The 15,490-nt window shown below is 73.3% G+C and carries 11 protein-coding genes; 7 read left to right on the forward strand and 4 right to left on the reverse strand.

Annotated elements, in window-relative coordinates:
* The first annotated feature begins 9 nt into the window (after positions 1-9).
* Positions 10-846, forward strand: a complete 837-nt coding sequence (locus tag CLV43_RS21165; RefSeq protein ID WP_106189328.1) for an alpha/beta fold hydrolase — start codon at positions 10-12, stop codon at positions 844-846.
* Positions 839-1,402, forward strand: coding sequence for a TetR/AcrR family transcriptional regulator (locus tag CLV43_RS21170; RefSeq protein WP_106188984.1), 564 nt, complete (start codon positions 839-841; stop codon positions 1,400-1,402). The genes CLV43_RS21165 and CLV43_RS21170 overlap by 8 nt, the downstream gene beginning before the upstream one ends.
* Before the next feature lie 12 nt (positions 1,403-1,414).
* Here CLV43_RS21170 and CLV43_RS21175 read toward each other — a convergent pair whose 3' ends face one another.
* Together CLV43_RS21175 and CLV43_RS21180 are read right to left on the reverse strand one after the other, a co-directional pair.
* Positions 1,415-2,083, reverse strand: a complete 669-nt coding sequence (locus tag CLV43_RS21175) for a response regulator (RefSeq protein WP_106188985.1) — start codon at positions 2,081-2,083, stop codon at positions 1,415-1,417.
* Positions 2,080-3,366, reverse strand: a complete 1,287-nt coding sequence (locus tag CLV43_RS21180; RefSeq protein WP_106188986.1) for a sensor histidine kinase — start codon at positions 3,364-3,366, stop codon at positions 2,080-2,082. Before CLV43_RS21180 ends, CLV43_RS21175 begins: the two co-directional genes overlap by 4 nt.
* A 204-nt stretch (positions 3,367-3,570) precedes the next feature.
* Between CLV43_RS21180 and CLV43_RS21185 the strand changes: the two genes are divergently transcribed.
* Both CLV43_RS21185 and CLV43_RS21190 read left to right on the forward strand, forming a co-directional pair.
* Positions 3,571-4,263, forward strand: coding sequence for an ABC transporter ATP-binding protein (locus tag CLV43_RS21185; RefSeq protein ID WP_106188987.1), 693 nt, complete (start codon positions 3,571-3,573; stop codon positions 4,261-4,263).
* Positions 4,260-6,641: an ABC transporter permease gene (locus CLV43_RS21190; protein WP_106188988.1), complete on the forward strand. Its 2,382-nt coding sequence runs from the start codon at positions 4,260-4,262 to the stop codon at positions 6,639-6,641. The genes CLV43_RS21185 and CLV43_RS21190 overlap by 4 nt, the downstream gene beginning before the upstream one ends.
* Position 6,642: 1 nt before the next feature.
* Here CLV43_RS21190 and CLV43_RS21195 read toward each other — a convergent pair whose 3' ends face one another.
* Positions 6,643-7,098, reverse strand: coding sequence for an anthrone oxygenase family protein (locus CLV43_RS21195; protein ID WP_106188989.1), 456 nt, complete (start codon positions 7,096-7,098; stop codon positions 6,643-6,645).
* A gap of 169 nt (positions 7,099-7,267) precedes the next feature.
* Between CLV43_RS21195 and CLV43_RS21200 the strand changes: the two genes are divergently transcribed.
* Positions 7,268-8,350 (forward strand): methionine--tRNA ligase, encoded by a 1,083-nt coding sequence (locus CLV43_RS21200; RefSeq protein ID WP_106188990.1) that lies wholly within the window; start codon positions 7,268-7,270, stop codon positions 8,348-8,350.
* Here the strand turns inward: CLV43_RS21200 and CLV43_RS47145 are convergent.
* Positions 8,338-10,476, reverse strand: a complete 2,139-nt coding sequence (locus CLV43_RS47145) for a family 43 glycosylhydrolase (RefSeq protein WP_170155941.1) — start codon at positions 10,474-10,476, stop codon at positions 8,338-8,340. The two genes, CLV43_RS21200 and CLV43_RS47145, sit on opposite strands and share 13 nt — an antisense overlap.
* Positions 10,477-10,693: 217 nt before the next feature.
* Between CLV43_RS47145 and CLV43_RS21215 the strand changes: the two genes are divergently transcribed.
* Together CLV43_RS21215 and CLV43_RS21220 are read left to right on the forward strand one after the other, a co-directional pair.
* Positions 10,694-14,632 carry a family 78 glycoside hydrolase catalytic domain gene (locus CLV43_RS21215; protein ID WP_170155942.1) on the forward strand — a complete coding sequence of 1,313 codons (3,939 nt, stop codon included), beginning with the start codon at positions 10,694-10,696 and terminating at the stop codon, positions 14,630-14,632.
* Between the two features lie 319 nt (positions 14,633-14,951).
* A complete protein-coding gene (locus CLV43_RS21220; protein WP_106188993.1) occupies positions 14,952-15,485 on the forward strand; it encodes an EF-hand domain-containing protein in 534 nt (177 codons plus the stop codon).
* Positions 15,486-15,490 lie beyond the last annotated feature (5 nt).

Here is a 15,490-nt window from a genome sequence, read left to right on the forward strand (position 1 = left end):
GAGATGGACATGACCGAGTTCCTGGAGCACGACGGTGGACGGATCGCCTACGACGTGGTCGGCGCCGGGCCGCTGGTCGTGCTGGCGCACGGCATGGGCGACAACCGCGACGCCTACCGCGAGGTCGCCGTGGCCCTGGTCGACGCCGGGTACCGCGTCGCCAGCGTCGACCAGCGCGGCCACGGCGAGTCGAGCACCGGCTGGTCCTCCTACACCCGCACCGACTCGGCGGGCGACCTGCTCGCCGTGGTCCGGCACCTCGGCGGCCCGGCCGTGCTCGTCGGCCACTCGTTCTCCGGCGGCTCGGTCACCATCGCGGCCGCCCAGGAGCCCTCGTTGGTCACCGCCGTCGTGGAGATCAGCCCGTTCACCCGTGCGCAGAAGGTCGACTTCGGCGGGCTGTTCTCCAACGCCCGCTACCGCAAGGGCTCACTGCTGCTCATGGGCGCGGGGGTGTTCCGCAGCGTCGGGCTGTGGAAGCGCTACCTCGACCACGCCTACCCCGGCACCAAGCCCGCGCGCTACGAGGAGCACGTCGCCGCGCTCGACGCCGAGCTGAGCAGGCCGGGCCGGATGGCCGTGCTGGGCAGGATGGGCATGTCCGCGCCCACCGACGCGGGCGCCAGGCTCGCCGACATCCGCTGCCCCGCGCTGGTCATCGAGGGCTCGCTCGACCCCGACTGGACCGACGCCCGCGCCGAGGGCGAGGGCATCGTGGCGGCCATGCCGTCCGGGCTGGGCAGGCTGGAGGTGGTCGAGGGCGCGGGCCACTACGCTCACGTGCAGTTCCCGACCGTGGTGGTCACGGCGATCCTGACGTTCCTCAAGGAGGTCCCCCGTGGCTAGGGCGGCGCTGTCGGCGGACGCGGTGGTCGACGTCGCGCTGCGCCTGGTCGACGAGGAGGGGCCCGCCGCGCTGACCCTGGCGGCGGTGGCCGCGCGGGCCGGAGTGGCCACGCCGTCGCTGTACAAGCACGTGCGGAACCTGGCCGAGCTGCGGTCGCTCATGTCGGCGCGGATCGCGGAGGAGCTGGGCGACCGGATCGGCGAGGCCGTGCTCGGGCGGTCGGCCGACGACGCGATCCGCGCGCTGATGATGGCCTGGCGGGCCTACGTGGTGGAGAACCCGAACAAGTACGGGTCGCTCGACCAGTCGCCGGACCCGCAGCGCGCGGAGGCCGCGAAGAGGGTGGTCGACATCATCGTGGCGTCCCTGCGGGCCTACGGGCTGGAGGACTCCGACGCGATCCACGCGACGCGCTGCCTGCGCGCGGCGGCGCACGGGTTCGCGGTGCTGGAGGCGGCCAAGGGGTTCCAGATGGCGGAGGACCTCGACGAGAGCTACGACCTCCTCGTGCGCATGGTGACCGCGGGGCTGCGGTTGCCGGTCCACGGCGGCTGACGGCCGCGGGTCTCACGCGCCCGCGGGGCTGACCAGGCCGGTCTCGTAGGCCACGACGACGGCCTGCACGCGGTCGCGGAGGCCCAGCTTGGCGAGGATGCGGGCGACGTGGGTCTTCACGGTGGCCTCGGACAGGTGCAGCGCGCCCGCGAGCTCGGCGTTGCTCAACCCCTTGGCCAGCAACGTGAGCACCTCCAGCTCGCGCGGGGTGAGGGTGGCGAGGTCGCGGTGCGGAGGGGGCGTCCCGGTGTCGGTGCGGGCGAAGCGCTCGACCAGCCGCCGGGTGATGGTCGGCGCGAGCAGGGCGTCGCCGGAGCGGACCATGCGGACGGCGGCGACCAGGTGCTCGGGTGTGACGTCCTTGAGCAGGAACCCGCTCGCCCCGGCCGACAGGGCCGCGTAGACGTAGCGGTCGAGGTCGAACGTGGTCAGGATGATCACCCGCGGCTCGCCCTCGGCGCCGGTGAGGATGCGCCGGGTGGCCTCCAGGCCGTCCAGCTCGGGCATCCGGACGTCCATCAGCACCACGTCCGGCCGGGTGCGCCGGACCGCGTCCACGGCCTGGGCCCCGTTGGCGGCCTCGGCGACCACGTCGATGCCGTCGGCGGTGAGGATCATCCGGAACCCGGTGCGCACCAGCGCCTGGTCGTCGGCGACCACCACGCGCAACGCCTCGGTCACAACGCCTCCAGGGGGATCGTCGCGGTGACCCGGTAGCTGCCGAGCGGGCGGAGCCCGGCCCGCAGGGTGCCACCGTAGACAGCCAGCCGCTCGCGCAGGCCGATGAGGCCGCGCCCGCTGCCCGCCGTGGCCCCGCCGGGCTGGCCGCCGACGTCGGTGACCTCGACCAGCAGCCGGTCGGCGCCGTAGTCGACGAGCACGTCGGCGGACGCGCCGACCGCGTGCTTCACCGTGTTGGTCAGGGCTTCCTGCACGACCCGGTACGCGGCCAGCCCGACGCCGGAGGGCAGCGGGCGCGGGGTGCCGGACACGGTCAGCCGCACCGGCACCCCGGTGTCGCGGATCCGCGCGACCAGCGCCTCCAGCTGGTCCACGTCCGGCTGCGGCGCGAGCACCGGCTCGGCGCCCTCGGTGTCCATCGTGAGCAGCCCCATCACGTGGCGCAGCTCGGACATCGCGGCCCGGCCGCCCGCCTCGACCGCGAGCAGCGCCTCGCGGGCCTGCTCCGGCTCGGCGGCCATGACCTTGCGGGCGGCACCGGCCTGGATGACCATCACGCTCACGTTGTGCGTCACCACGTCGTGCAGCTCACGGGCGATGCGGGCGCGCTCGTGCTCGACCGCGCGGCGCAGCGCCTCGTCGCGCTCGCGCTCCAAAGTGGACACCTGGGCTAGGCCCTCGTCGGTGCGCAGCTTCCACGTGCGCAAGCCGTTGGCGGCCACGACCATCGGGACCAGGACCATCAGCGCGATGTACTGGTTCGGCACGACGGGCTGGGTCGTGCCGGTGAACTCGCTGACCGCCAACGCCATCACCAGCAGCGTCCCCAGCGTCGGCAGCCGGTACTGGCTGTAGGCCGCGGCGCTGTAGGCGGCGACGACGCAGGCGTAGAAGGTGACCCTCGGGGTGTCCGGCGGGGTGAGCACGGCCAGGCAGGTCACGACGCACAGCACGGTGAACGGGTACCGCCGGCGCACCACCAGCGCCACCGACGAGAGCACGGCCAGCACGACCAGCACGCCCCAGTCCACCGACCCGACCGACGGCGCGGGGACCCCGATCCAGCCGCTCCCGCCGGGCGCGGGGACGATGTCGACCCGCGTGGGGACCGCGTTCGCGGGCGCGTCCCCGCGGTCGACGGCGTAGACGACCGTGGCGACCCCGATGAACAGCGCCACCAGCAGGTCGAACACCTGGCCGCGCCGGGTGAGCAGCGGCGGCGGACCGGTCGGGCGTGCCAGCGGGCCCGCCCACTCCCGCAGGCGCTCCACGACGTTCTTCACCGGCCCATTCTCGCCGACTCCCCCGGCGCGGACATCCACCGCGAGACCAACGGCGGCGCCCCGTTTCGACTACATCGCGAGGATGACGCCGAAGACGATCATCCCAGCGCGGTACCGGATGTGCCCCGGCCGACCGACGCGCCCGGACCGCCCGCGCTCCTAGCGTCCGGCGGACCAGATCCGCCTAGTCCGGGAGACCCGACCATGACCACTCCGGTGATCGAGCTGCGCGACGTGCGCCGCGCCTACGACGACGGGCCGCCCGCCCTGCACGACGCGTCGCTGACCGTCCTGCCGGGCGAGGCCGTCGCGATCCTCGGACCGTCCGGCAGCGGCAAGTCCACGCTGCTCAACCTGATCGCGGGCCTGGACCGCCCGGACTCCGGCACGGTGACCGTGGCCGGGGTGCGCGTCGACCGGCTCGGCGAGGCCGCCTCGGCGCGGTACCGGCGGGCGAAGATCGGCATGGTGTTCCAGTTCTTCAACCTGCTCGACGACCTCACCGTCGCCGACAACGTCGTGCTGCCCGCGCAGCTGGCGGGCATGGCGCGCGCCGAGGCGCGCAAGCGCGCGGCCGAGCTGCTGGGCGCGCTCGGCGTCGACCGGCACGCCGACACCTACCCCGGCAGGCTGTCCGGCGGTGAGCGGCAGCGCGTCGCGGTGGCCAGGGCGCTGGTGAACCGGCCGCCGCTGCTGCTGGCCGACGAGCCGACCGGCGCGCTGGACAGCGCCTCCGGCGAGGAGGTCAGCGCGCTGCTGGCCGAGCTGAACGCCGACGGCCAGACCATCGTCGTGGTCACGCACGACCTCGCGCTGGCCAAGTCCTGCACGACCCGCACGATCCGGCTCGTCGACGGCCACGTGGACGACGACCTCACCGCGGGGACCGCCCGATGAGCGCGCTCGGCCGGGTGGTGCGCTCGGGTGTGGGACGGCGCCGGGTGCAGACGGCGGTGATCGGGCTCGCCACCGCGATGGCCGTGGCCGCCGCGGTACTCGGGGGATCGCTGCTGACGGCCTCCGCGGCGCCGTTCGACCACGCCTTCGACGACCAGCACGGCGCGCACCTGTCCGTGCGGGTCGACGGCGAGAAGGCCACGGCCGCGCAGGTGGAGGCGTCCACGAAGGCCTCGGGCGTCACGGCGGCGGCGGGCCCGTTCGCGACGGTGACCGCCGCGGCCCGCGACAAGGACGGGCACGACCTGCCGCCGCTGACCGTCGTCGGCCGGGCCGATCCCGGCGGCGCGGTCGACGCCGTCACGCTGCTCACCGGCGCCTGGGCCACCGGCCCCGACCAGATCGTGCTGTCCTCCGACGCGCCGGTGGGTGTCGACCCGAGCAGGAGCCCCCTCGGCAGGCAGCTGGCGTTCCCCGACCTGCCGGGCTCCCCGACGCTGACCGTGGTCGGCCTGGCCAGGTCGGTCAGCCGCACCGCGGGCGCGTGGGTGGCGCCGTCGACGATCGCGCGGCTGACCCGGCCCGGCTCGACGGCGGGGTTCCAGGTGCTCTACCGGTTCGCCGCGGCGGACACCGCCGAGCAGGTCGAGGCGGGTCGCGCCGCGGTGACGGCGGGGATCCCGGCCGAGGCGGTGAGCGGCACGCGGTCGTGGCTGACCCTCCGGCAGGAGGCCGCCCGCGAGACCGCGCTGCTCGTGCCGTTCCTGGTCGCGTTCGGCGTGCTGGGGCTGGTGATGTCGGTGCTGATCGTCGGCAACGTCGTCGCGGGCGCGGTCGGCGCGGGGCTGCGCCGGATCGGCGTGCTCAAGGCGCTCGGGTTCACCCCGGCGCAGGTCGTGCGCGCCCACGTGGCCCAGGCGCTGGTGCCCGCCGCGATCGGCACGGCGGTCGGCGTCGTCGCGGGCAACCTCGTGGCGCTGCCGGTGCTCGCCGAGACCAGGGACCTCTACGGCGCGGCGACCGCGGCGGTGGACCCGCTGGTCAACGTCGTGGTGGTCGCGGCCGCGCTGGTCGTGGTCGCGGTCACCGCGTGGGCGAGCGCGTGGCGGGCGGGACGGCTGCGCACCGTGGACGCGCTGGCCGTCGGCCGCACCGGGGGGCCCGCCCGCGGTCGCCTGGCCGCCGCCCTGGCCTCGCGGCTCCCGTTGCCGAGGTCGGTCACGCTCGGCCTGTCCCGCCCGTTCGCCCGGCCCGCCCGCGCGGTCGCGATGCTCGCGGCGATCGTGTTCGGCGCCGCCGCCGTCACGTTGGCGGTCGGGCTGGCGGCGTCGCTGACCGAGGTGCAGAGCGCCCTCGACCACGACACCGCCGACGTCACCATCGGCTCCCCCGACCTGCGCCTGCCACCCGGCGTCCAGGCCGTTCAGGGCCCGGATGGCAGGACCATCAGCCGGGTGCCCGACACTGCCGACCGCGCCGCGATCGACGCGGCGATCGACGCCCAGCCGGGGACGCTGGCGCACTACAGCAAGGCCACGAGGCCGGTGGTCGTCGCGGGCCTCTCCTCGCCCTGCCCGGTCTCCGGGTTCACCGGCGACGTCTCGTTCGCGGGCTACCGGATGATCTCGGGGCGCTGGTTCACCGCACCGGGCGAGGTCGTGGTGCCGTCGACGTTCCTGACCGCCACGGGCACCGCGGTCGGCGACACCGCGGCGCTCGACGACCAGGGCCGGTCGGTGGTCGTCCGGATCGTCGGCGAGGTGTTCGACACCCGCGACGACGGCATGGGGATCTTCACCGACGCCGCGACCCTGTCGGACCTGAAGGCCGACTCGTACAGCATCGCGGTGCGGCCGGGGACCGACGTCGCGGGCTACGTCACCGCGTTGGACTCCGCCCTGCGGCCGCAGTCGACGACCGCGGAGGCGGCCACGTCCCGCGGCACCAGCGACACGCTGCTCCTGATCGCCGGGATCACCGCGACGCTCACCCTGGTGCTCGTCGCCGTCGCCGGGCTCGGGGTGCTCAACGGGGTCGTGCTCGACACCCGTGAACGCGTCCACGACATCGGCGTCCACAAGGCGCTCGGCATGACCCCGCGGCAGACCACCGCGACGGTGCTGTCGTCGGTCGTCCTGGTCGGGCTGGTGGGCGGCGCCCTCGGCGTGCCCGCGGGGATGGCGCTGCACGGCGAGGTGATGCCCGCCATGGCCCGCGCCGCGGGCACCGGCATGCCGAGCACGGTGTTCACCGTCTACCACCCGGCGGAGCTGGTGCTGCTCGGACTGGGCGGCCTGGTGATCGCCGTGCTCGGCGCGCTGCTGCCCGCGGGGTGGGCGGCCAGGACGAGGACGGCCACCGCGCTGCGCACAGAGTAGGTCAGCCGAGCCGGACGACGACCGCCAGCAGGAAGAGGGCGAAGGCCAGGATCGCCGCGGAGGAGCGGAACACGTCCGTCCGCTCCCACCGGCGGAACACGGCCCTCCAGTCGGCGGGCGGCGCGTCGGCGTCCCACTCGGCGATGCGCTGGTTGATGGGCACCGTGCCGAGGAACGTGAACAGGACGAAGGCCAGCAGGGCCGCGCCCCCGGCGAGCCGGAAGCCGAAGCCCGCGCCCGTCCCGCCGAGGACCACCACGGCCGCGGACGACAGCACGGCGGGCACCATGATCGACGGCACCAGCACCTTCAGCCGCGCGATCAGCCCCTGGCGGGCGAGGACCTGGCCCCGCTCGTCCAGGACGGCCATCGCGCCGTGCACGCCGTAGCGGACCACGAGCTCCTCGCCCGCCAGCAGGCCGAGCAGGAACAGGCCGACGAGCTCCAGGTAGTGCATCTCAGCTCTCCACGTCCGGGTGTCGCGACATCCCGTTCTCCTGAACGGGCGTTCGTTCACCGGAACCGTAGCCGAACGGGCGTTCGGTCGGCAAGCGACGTCGAAAACCGGGTGAGGACGACCCGACACCGCTGCTACGGTCGCCGGACCCCGCACCTGGAGCGACCCGATGCCGCGGTTCTACGTGACCACCACCGGCCCGTCTGCCGACCTCGTCCGGGCGGACGTGCTGGCCAGGCACCAGCGGCAGCACGGGGACCGGGTCCGGTTCCTCAGCGCCGTCGACTCACCCGACCGCGACGTGCTGGCTTTGTCCTACAACGACTTCGTCCGCCCCGCGCCCGCACGACCGCGGGAACCGCACCGGCTCGCCGACCACGCCGCGGCGGTGCGCGACCTGGTCGCCGGCGACCGGCTCCGGATCCGGCCGGCGGGCCCCCGCGCCGACGTGCTCGCCCACCTGGACGCCGGACTGCCGGAGCGCCCGCTGCCCGACGCCGTCGTGGCCGGGCTGTGCGCCCCGATCACCGCGCTCGGCCACGACACCGGCGGACCGAACTACCGGCGCTGGTGGCTGGAGGGCGACCGGCGCGTCCACGTGGTGGACGACGGCTCGCTCCTGCTGCACGCCGCGCAGTGGCCCGCGTTCCTGCTGGCCGCCGGGATCCCGCCGCCGACCGACGTGGTCGTCACCACCGACCTCGGGGTCGACCTCGGCGCGCTGGCCCGCGCGCACGGCACCGACGCCGTCCGCTGGTGGGTGCTGCGCCACGCGCCGGGAGGCAGCGCGGGCAAGGCGGGCAAGGAACTGCTCAAGCACCTCGGCGGGCTGGTCGACCAGGTCACCTCCATGATCCACCGCTACCGCGACGGCAGGCCGCCGACCGCCGCCGCGCCGGGGACCCCGCCGCTGGTCGCGGTGTGCCGGGAGGTTCCCGAGCGGGTGCACGCGGCGCTGGTCGACGCGGACTTCCGGCGCGCCACCGACGTGGTGTGGGGTGTCGTCGAGGAGGCGACCCGCCACCTCGCCGACACCCGGCCGTGGGACCTGGTGAGCGCCGAGCGGCAGGGCGACACCGGGGCGTCCGCACGGCTCGACGCCGTCCTGGCGGTCCTGCTCGCCGCCTGCCGCACCCTGGCCAACGAGCTGACCCCGTTCGTCCCGTCGGTGGCCACCCGGATCGCCGAGCGGTGCGCCGCCCTGTCCGGGACGCTCACCCCGCCGGTGCCGCTGTTCCCTCAGACCAGGTAGCAGCCCTTCACCACACCGGGGATCGGATCGGTGCCGAAGGCGGCGGAGGTGCAGGGCAGCGGTCCGGTCGCCCACCGCGTGACGAAGGCACCGCGGGCGCCGTAGACGACCGTCCGCGCGGAACCGGGCGCGCACGTGCCGTTCTCGGACGCGCAGGCCGTGGTGCCCGGCGGACCGCTTCCCGTTGCCGCGTAACAGCCCTTGGCCACGCCGTGCACCGGGTCACCGCCGAACGCGACGTTCGTGCACGCCGTGTCCCCCTTGCCCACCAGGCGGTAGGTGAACGCCCCCACCGCGCCGTAGGCCACGACGGCGGGACCGTCGACCGAGCAGGTGCCGTTCTCGCCCGCGCACGAGGAGAACCCGCTCGGACCGCCGTCCGGCGCGGTGTAGCAGGCCTTGCGCGTCCCCACGAGCGGGTCGCCGCCGAACGCCGCGATCGCGCAGTCGACCCCGTCGGCGGTGGTGCGGAAGCGGTAGGACGTGCCCGCGCCGTAGGCGACGACGCGCGTTCCGGTGAAGGCGCACCGGCCGGACTCGTCGGCGCACCTGGCGAACCCGGCGGGCACGCCGTCCGGCGCGAACACCGGCGTCGCGCTCACGTCGGTGCTGAACTTGAGGTCCCGCAGCGGTTCCGCGGTGAACGACCGGCTGTTGTCCACGCTGTACGCCTCACCGCCCGCCGGGTACGGGTTGCCGTCGTTGTACTCCCAGCCGTAGCACCCGCTCGTCGTGGCCGACCGCAGCCGCAGCAGGTAGGGGTGCCCCGCGGTCACGGCGACGTCGGGGTGCGCGGCCAGCGCGGTCGGCGCCCACGGCACGGCGCCGACCGGGAAGTCCTTGCGGCCCAACACGGTCCCGTCGGCGGCGTCGACGACCTCCAGCGCCAGCGGCGCGTTCGGCGAGCCGTTTTGGAACGCGGTGACCGAGGCGGAGCTGAGCGTCCCGGTGCGCGAGGGCGTGAAACCCTGCTGACGCGCGACGTTCCCGGCCACGTCGCAGTGGTGCCGGAAGCCGTCGAACCCGCTGCGCTGGTCGAGGTCCGGTGAGCTCCGGTACGAGCCCGCGGCACCCGGCAGCGGGAGCGGGAAGCTGTTCACGCACTGGATGTCGCGCAGCGTCCCGTCGGCGGTGAACGACATGGGCCCGATGAAGAAGTTGGCCAGGGACTCGTTGGGGGCGCGGTTGTTCCACCGGTCGGACACGAAGTAGTAGGTGGTCGACCCGTCGGCCGCGACGACCGGCAGGCTCGCCAGCGGCTGCCCGCCGCAGTTGTCGGCGTTGACGATCCTGGCCCGCCACCGCGGTTCGGCCCGCCCGCTCTGGTGCACGCCGTTCGGGTCGTACCAGGACCCGGTCCACGGGCCGAGCATCGACGTGGCGGTCATCTCGCCGGTGCCGCCCGAGCAGTACGCGCAGGTCGGGTCGGACATCAGGGCGTGGTAGACCCCGTCGCGCTCGAAGACGGCGAACGCCTCGACGTCGCCGAGGCCGAGCCGGGTGTACTGCCCGGTGGTGGTCAGGTAGTCGGGGGTCAGCCGCTCCACGACCATGTCCGCGGTCAGCCCGGCGGCGACCTGCGTGGTGTTGTGGACGACGTAGCCGGTCCCGTCGGTGTCGACGAACAGCGACTCGTCCACGGCACCGCCGACGGCGAGCGACGGCGTGGGCGCGGGGGTGAAGATCCCGGTCGGCGTCGGGCTCGTGGCGACCAGGTAACGACCGCCGCCGTCGGCCCACAGCACGTACCGGCCGGTGGCGGCGTTGTGGATGACGTGCGGTCGGAAGCAGTACTGGCAGGCGCCGGGTGCGGTGATGTAGCCGCGGTCGGTCCAGTGCACGAGGTCGGGCGAGCTGTAGGCCTTGAAGCCGCAGAAGTCACTCGTCTGCTGGTACCGGTACCCGCACGCGTAGCTGGTGCCGTAGAGGTAGAACACGTCCCCGACCTGGAGCAGCGAGCCGTCGTGCGCGTCCAGGGAGTTGCCGTCGACGTCGAACCGGCTCACCTGGGCACCGGCCGCGTCGGAGTTGACGACGGTCACCGTCGCGGCGGCGCCGGTCGGTGCCCCGGACAGGGCGGCGGTGGCGCCCAGGATGAGGACGAGCACCAGGAACAGGCGTTTCATCCGCGGCCTCCTTGCCAGTGCATGAAACGTTTCAGCAACGTAGGCGCCGTGCCACCGGCAGTCAAGACGACCGTTCGGCGTACCGGACCACCTGCGGAATGGCGGATTTTCCTGACGTCGATCGGACAGCATCACCACTGCTTCTTGTTTCGAGCCGTCGACGGTTGTAAACATGGCGCAACATTTGAAACGTTTCACCCATGTGAGGGGAACGCCCATGGACCCGTCGGGAATATCGGAGGGTCGGCGTTCGCGCCGAACCGCGCTGGTCGCCGCAGTGCTCGCCGCCTCGTCCGCCCTCGTCCCGACGGCGGCCTCCGCCGACCCCCACGGTGGCGCGCTCGCGCCGACCTCCTTGCGCGCCAACGGACAGGCGTCGAACGCCCTCGTCGGCGGCGCCCCGTTGGCGCTGGCGTGGACGGTGAACGACTCCGGCCGCGCCCAGGCGCAGACCGCGTACGAGATCAGCGTCGACGGCCCGCGCGGCCACTGGAGCTCCGGCCGCGTGTCCTCGTCGAACTCGGTCGACGTCCGGTACACCGGCCCCGCGCTGGCGAGCGACCGCACCTACCAGTGGACCGTGCGCACCTGGAACAGCCAGGGCGTGCGCTCCCCGTGGTCGGCGCCCGCGAAGTTCGACACGGGCCTGCTCTCCCCGTCGGACTGGACGGCGTGGTGGGTCCAGGCCGATGACGGATCCCTGCTGCGGGACGACTTCGAGCTCACCAAGCCGGTCGCGCGGGCCCGCCTGCACTTCGGCGCGCAGGGCCTCGTCGAGCCGCACCTCAACGGCGCGCGCGTGGAGCCGAAGCAGGTGCTCGACTCCTCGGTCACCGACTACGCCCAGCGCGTGCTGTACCGCGACCTCGACGTCACGGGCCTGCTCCGGAAGGGCCGCAACGCCTTGGCGTTCATGGCCGCCAAGGGCCAGTTCGCGGGCAAGCCGACGTTCGTCGCGCAGCTGTCGGTGACCTACCAGGACGGCACGACCGCGACGTTCGGCACCGACCCGAGCTGGAAGACCCACGCGGGGCCGGTGGTGGGCACCGACTTCTACTACGGCGAGACCTACGACGCCCGCCGGGAGGTCGCGGGCTGGGACACCGCCGACTTCGACGCGACCGCGTGGTCCGCTGCCCGCAGCGTGGCACCCGCGTCGCACCGGCAGAGCCTGGCGCAGGGCAAGCCGGTCACCGCGCTCGACACGACCTCCTGCTGCGGCTGGTCCCCCGCCGCCGCGACCGACGGGATCGACGGGTCGACCGACTCCTCGCAGGGCTACCACTCGCTCACCGAGCCGACCCCGGACGCCACGAAGTGGGTGCAGGTCGACCTCGGGTCGGCGCAGCGCCTCTCGTCCGTGTCGCTCTTCCCGGCCCGGCCGACCAACGACACGGCGGGCGACATCGTCGGCGCCGGGTTCCCGGTGCGCTACCGGGTCCAGGTCGGCGACGACCCGACGTTCGCCACGTCCACCACGGTCGCCGACAAGACCGGTGCCGACCAGCCCAACCCCGGCACCGCGCCGGTCACCCTGCCCGTCGACGTGACCGGCAGGTACGTCCGGGTCACCGCGACGAAGCTGTTCTGCACCGGCACGATCTGCACGTTCCGGCTGGCCGAGCTCGGCGTGCAGGGCGCGAGCCCCGCGGTGGTCTTCAGCGGTCTCACCACCCTGCAGGCCGACTCCACCCCGCCGACCCGGATCACCTCCACCACCGCGCCCGTCGCGGAGACCCGGCCCGCGCCGGGGATCCGGGTGTACGACTTCGGCCAGAACCGCGCGGGCCAGGTCGCGCTGACCGCCGCGCAGCCCGCGGGGACCACCGCGGCGGTGAAGAAGGGCGAGATCCTCGACGCGAACGGCCGCGTCACCACGTCGAACATCAGCTTCAACTCCGGCGAGCCGCCGAGGCAGAACGACCGCTACACGTTCAGCGGCAACGGGACCGAGACCTACACGCCGCACTTCAACTACGCCGGGTTCCGCTACGCCGAGCTGACCGGCGTGCCCGACGACGCCGTCGTGACCGTCGCGGCGCTGGAGCTGCACAACGACGTCCCGACCACCGGGTCGTTCACCACCTCCGACGCCGGGATCAACCGGATCCAGGCCGCGGTCGCCCAGACCCAGCTGAACAACCTCGAGTCCATGCCGCTGGACTGCCCCACCAGGGAGAAGCACGGCTGGCTCGGCGACGCGGGCGACACCGACCAGGAGGCGATGGCCAACTTCGACATGCAGTCCTTCTACGCCAAGTGGTTGGGCGACGTCGTGACGAGCGCGGCACCGGACGGCAGCATCCCGTCGGTGGCCCCGGTCAACGGCGACAACGGGTGGCGCCCCGACCCGGCGTGGGGGACGGCGTACCCGCAGATCATCTGGGACTCCTACGTCCAGTACGGCAACACCGGCGTCATCACCGAGCACTACGACCACGTGAAGGCCTGGGTGGACTACCTCGGCACGATCAGCGACGCCGACCACGTCGTCGTGAACGCGCCGATGTCCTGGGGCGACGACTGGCTCTCCACGGTGACCACGCCGCACCAGTACTTCCACACCGGCTTCTACTACCTCGACACCCAGCTGCTCGCGAAGATGGCCGCCGCCACCGGGAAGTCCGCCGACGCCGCCCGCTACTCCGCGCTGGCCAAGCAGATCGCCGAGGGCTTCACCAAGCGGTACTACTCCGCCGACACCGGGGTGTTCTCGACCGGGACGCAGCTGGCCTACGCGCTGCCGCTGGTGTTCGACCTGGTCCCGAAGGGACGCGAGCAGGCCACCGTCGACCGGCTGGTGTCCGACATCGCCGCGCACGGCAACCACGTGACGACCGGGTTCGTCGGCACCACGCTGGTGTTCCAGGCGCTGGGCAGGTACCGGCGCGACGACGTCGCGCTCGCCATCGCGCAGCGCAAGGACTACCCGAGCTTCGGCTACATGCTGGACCAGGGGCCGGGCACCATCTGGGAGAAGTGGGACAACTCCTCCGCGCCGGACGGCACCTCGTCCAAGGACCACATCGGGCTCGGCGGCGCCGTGGGCCAGTGGTTCTACCAGCAGCTGGCCGGGATCCAGCCGGGAACGCCTGCCTACGGCGAGTTCACCCTCGCGCCGAGCGTGGTCGGCGACCTGACCCACGTGAGCGCGAAGCAGCAGACCGTGCGCGGCACGGTCGTGAGCGAGTGGAAGCGCGACGGCAGCACCGTCACCTACCACGCCACGATCCCCGTCGGCGCGAAGGCGACGATCAGGCTGCCCCTGTTGGGAGGCAAGCAGTCCACGGTCCGCGAGGGCCGGAAGACGATCTTCACCGCGGGCCGTCCCGCCGAACGCGCCACCGGCCTGAGGGTCGGCGCGGCGGACGACCGGACGCTCACCGTGACGGCGGGCTCGGGCGACTACGCGTTCACGGTCACCGCGCCGCGCAAGCCGTTCACCAGCCTCTCGATCACACCCGGCACCCCGGACGCGATCACCGCGGGCGGCAGCGGCGCGGTTCCCGTGGTGGTCGAGGGACGGTCCACTTCGGACACCTCGGCCGTGGTGGGCACCAAGCTCCCCGACGGCTGGACCGCCACGTCGACCCCGGCGCAGGTCCCGCTCGGTCCGGCCGACACGGCCACGTCGGCGAACGTCCGGGTCACCGTGCCCGCAGGCGCCAAGAGCGGCGTCTACCCCGTGGCGGTCACCGCGAAGTCGCCCGACGGCACCACGGCGACGACCACCGTGCAGGTGCCCGTGTTCGGCAGCTGGCAGGCGGGCACCACCGCGTCCGGGTCGACCGAGCACCCGCCGAACACGGTCAACGGCGCGGTCCGCACCTACGTCGCCTCGAACGCCGTCGACCACGACCCGGCGACGTTCTGGAACGACGACACGGACAACCAGTACCCGGACGCCCTCACGGTCACCACGCCGTCGACCAGCCTGACCGGGGTCGGCTTCGCCTCGCACCCGGACGGCGTGCCGACCGACTTCACCGTGCAGACCTGGGACGGGGCGCAGTGGGTGACCCGTGCCCAGGTGGTCGGCAACTCCGCGGTGCGCCGCTGGATCCCGTTCGCCTCACCGGTGACGACGACGCAGGTGCGCGTCACCGTCACCGGCGCTCAGAACAGCTACACCCGGATCGCCGAGCTCACCCCGTGACCGCCGACCGTGACGGGGCACCCGCCCCGTCACGGTCGGTCGCAGCGGGCCCGCCGGATGCCCCCGGCGCACGTCGGCGGGTGACCGCTCGGCCGGACGCGCGGGACCGAGAGTGCGCCGCCGATCGGTCCGCGCCGGTCCCCGTCACTCGTCCAGCCGATCCGGTACGCATTCGGCGCAATTCGCGTCATCTGAGGACAATTCACACTTTCCGGTGACTGACCATTGTTTTCCCGACCCACCGACTACCGTCGGACGTGCCATCCCGAATCTCCACCTTTTCCATTGCGGGAATGACCGAGAGAAAGGCACCGGGTCAATGCGCGCAGAGGCACTCGACCGCGTCACCCTCATCTTCTCCCTGTTCGACGTCAACGGCACCGGTCACCTGGAGGCCGACGACTTCGACATCATGGCGGGGAACGTCGTCCGGGCGGCCCGCGATTCCGACGACAACTCCAAGCACGCGATGGTGACGGCGTTCCGGCGGTACTGGGAGACGCTGGTCGCCGAGCTGGACACCGACCACGACGGCCGGGTGAGCTTCGACGAGTTCACCGCCTGCGTGCTGTCCCCGGAGCGCTTCGAGGAGACCGTCCGCGACTTCGCCGAGGCGCTCGCGGCCCTGGGCGACCCGGACGGCGACGGGATGGTCGAACGGCCCCTCTTCCAGGCGTTGATGACGGCGATCGGTTTCGCGCCGGGAAATGTCGACGCCCTTTTCGACGCATTCCGACCGTCGCGTTCGGACCGCATCACGGTAACGGCGTGGATCGCGGGCATCAAGGACTACTACCGCCCCGACAAAGCGGGAATCCCCGGTGACCACCTGGTCGGCAGCACGGCTTCCTGAGCGCG

Origin of the sequence: Umezawaea tangerina, from assembly GCF_003002815.1 — a bacterium.
GTDB classification, from domain to species: domain Bacteria; phylum Actinomycetota; class Actinomycetes; order Mycobacteriales; family Pseudonocardiaceae; genus Umezawaea; species Umezawaea tangerina.

Excerpts from the sequence above, each read along its gene's own strand:
- CLV43_RS21165 (WP_106189328.1), top strand. The coding sequence starts at position 10 with ATGACCGAGTTCCTGGAGCACGACGGTGGACGGATCGCCTACGACGTG.
- CLV43_RS21185 (WP_106188987.1), top strand. The coding sequence starts at position 3,571 with ATGACCACTCCGGTGATCGAGCTGCGCGACGTGCGCCGCGCCTACGAC.
- CLV43_RS21190 (WP_106188988.1), top strand. The coding sequence starts at position 4,260 with ATGAGCGCGCTCGGCCGGGTGGTGCGCTCGGGTGTGGGACGGCGCCGG.
- CLV43_RS21195 (WP_106188989.1), bottom strand. The coding sequence starts at position 7,098 with ATGCACTACCTGGAGCTCGTCGGCCTGTTCCTGCTCGGCCTGCTGGCG.
- CLV43_RS21200 (WP_106188990.1), top strand. The coding sequence starts at position 7,268 with ATGCCGCGGTTCTACGTGACCACCACCGGCCCGTCTGCCGACCTCGTC.
- CLV43_RS47145 (WP_170155941.1), bottom strand. The coding sequence starts at position 10,476 with ATGAAACGCCTGTTCCTGGTGCTCGTCCTCATCCTGGGCGCCACCGCC.
- CLV43_RS21215 (WP_170155942.1), top strand. The coding sequence starts at position 10,694 with ATGGACCCGTCGGGAATATCGGAGGGTCGGCGTTCGCGCCGAACCGCG.
- CLV43_RS21220 (WP_106188993.1), top strand. The coding sequence starts at position 14,952 with ATGCGCGCAGAGGCACTCGACCGCGTCACCCTCATCTTCTCCCTGTTC.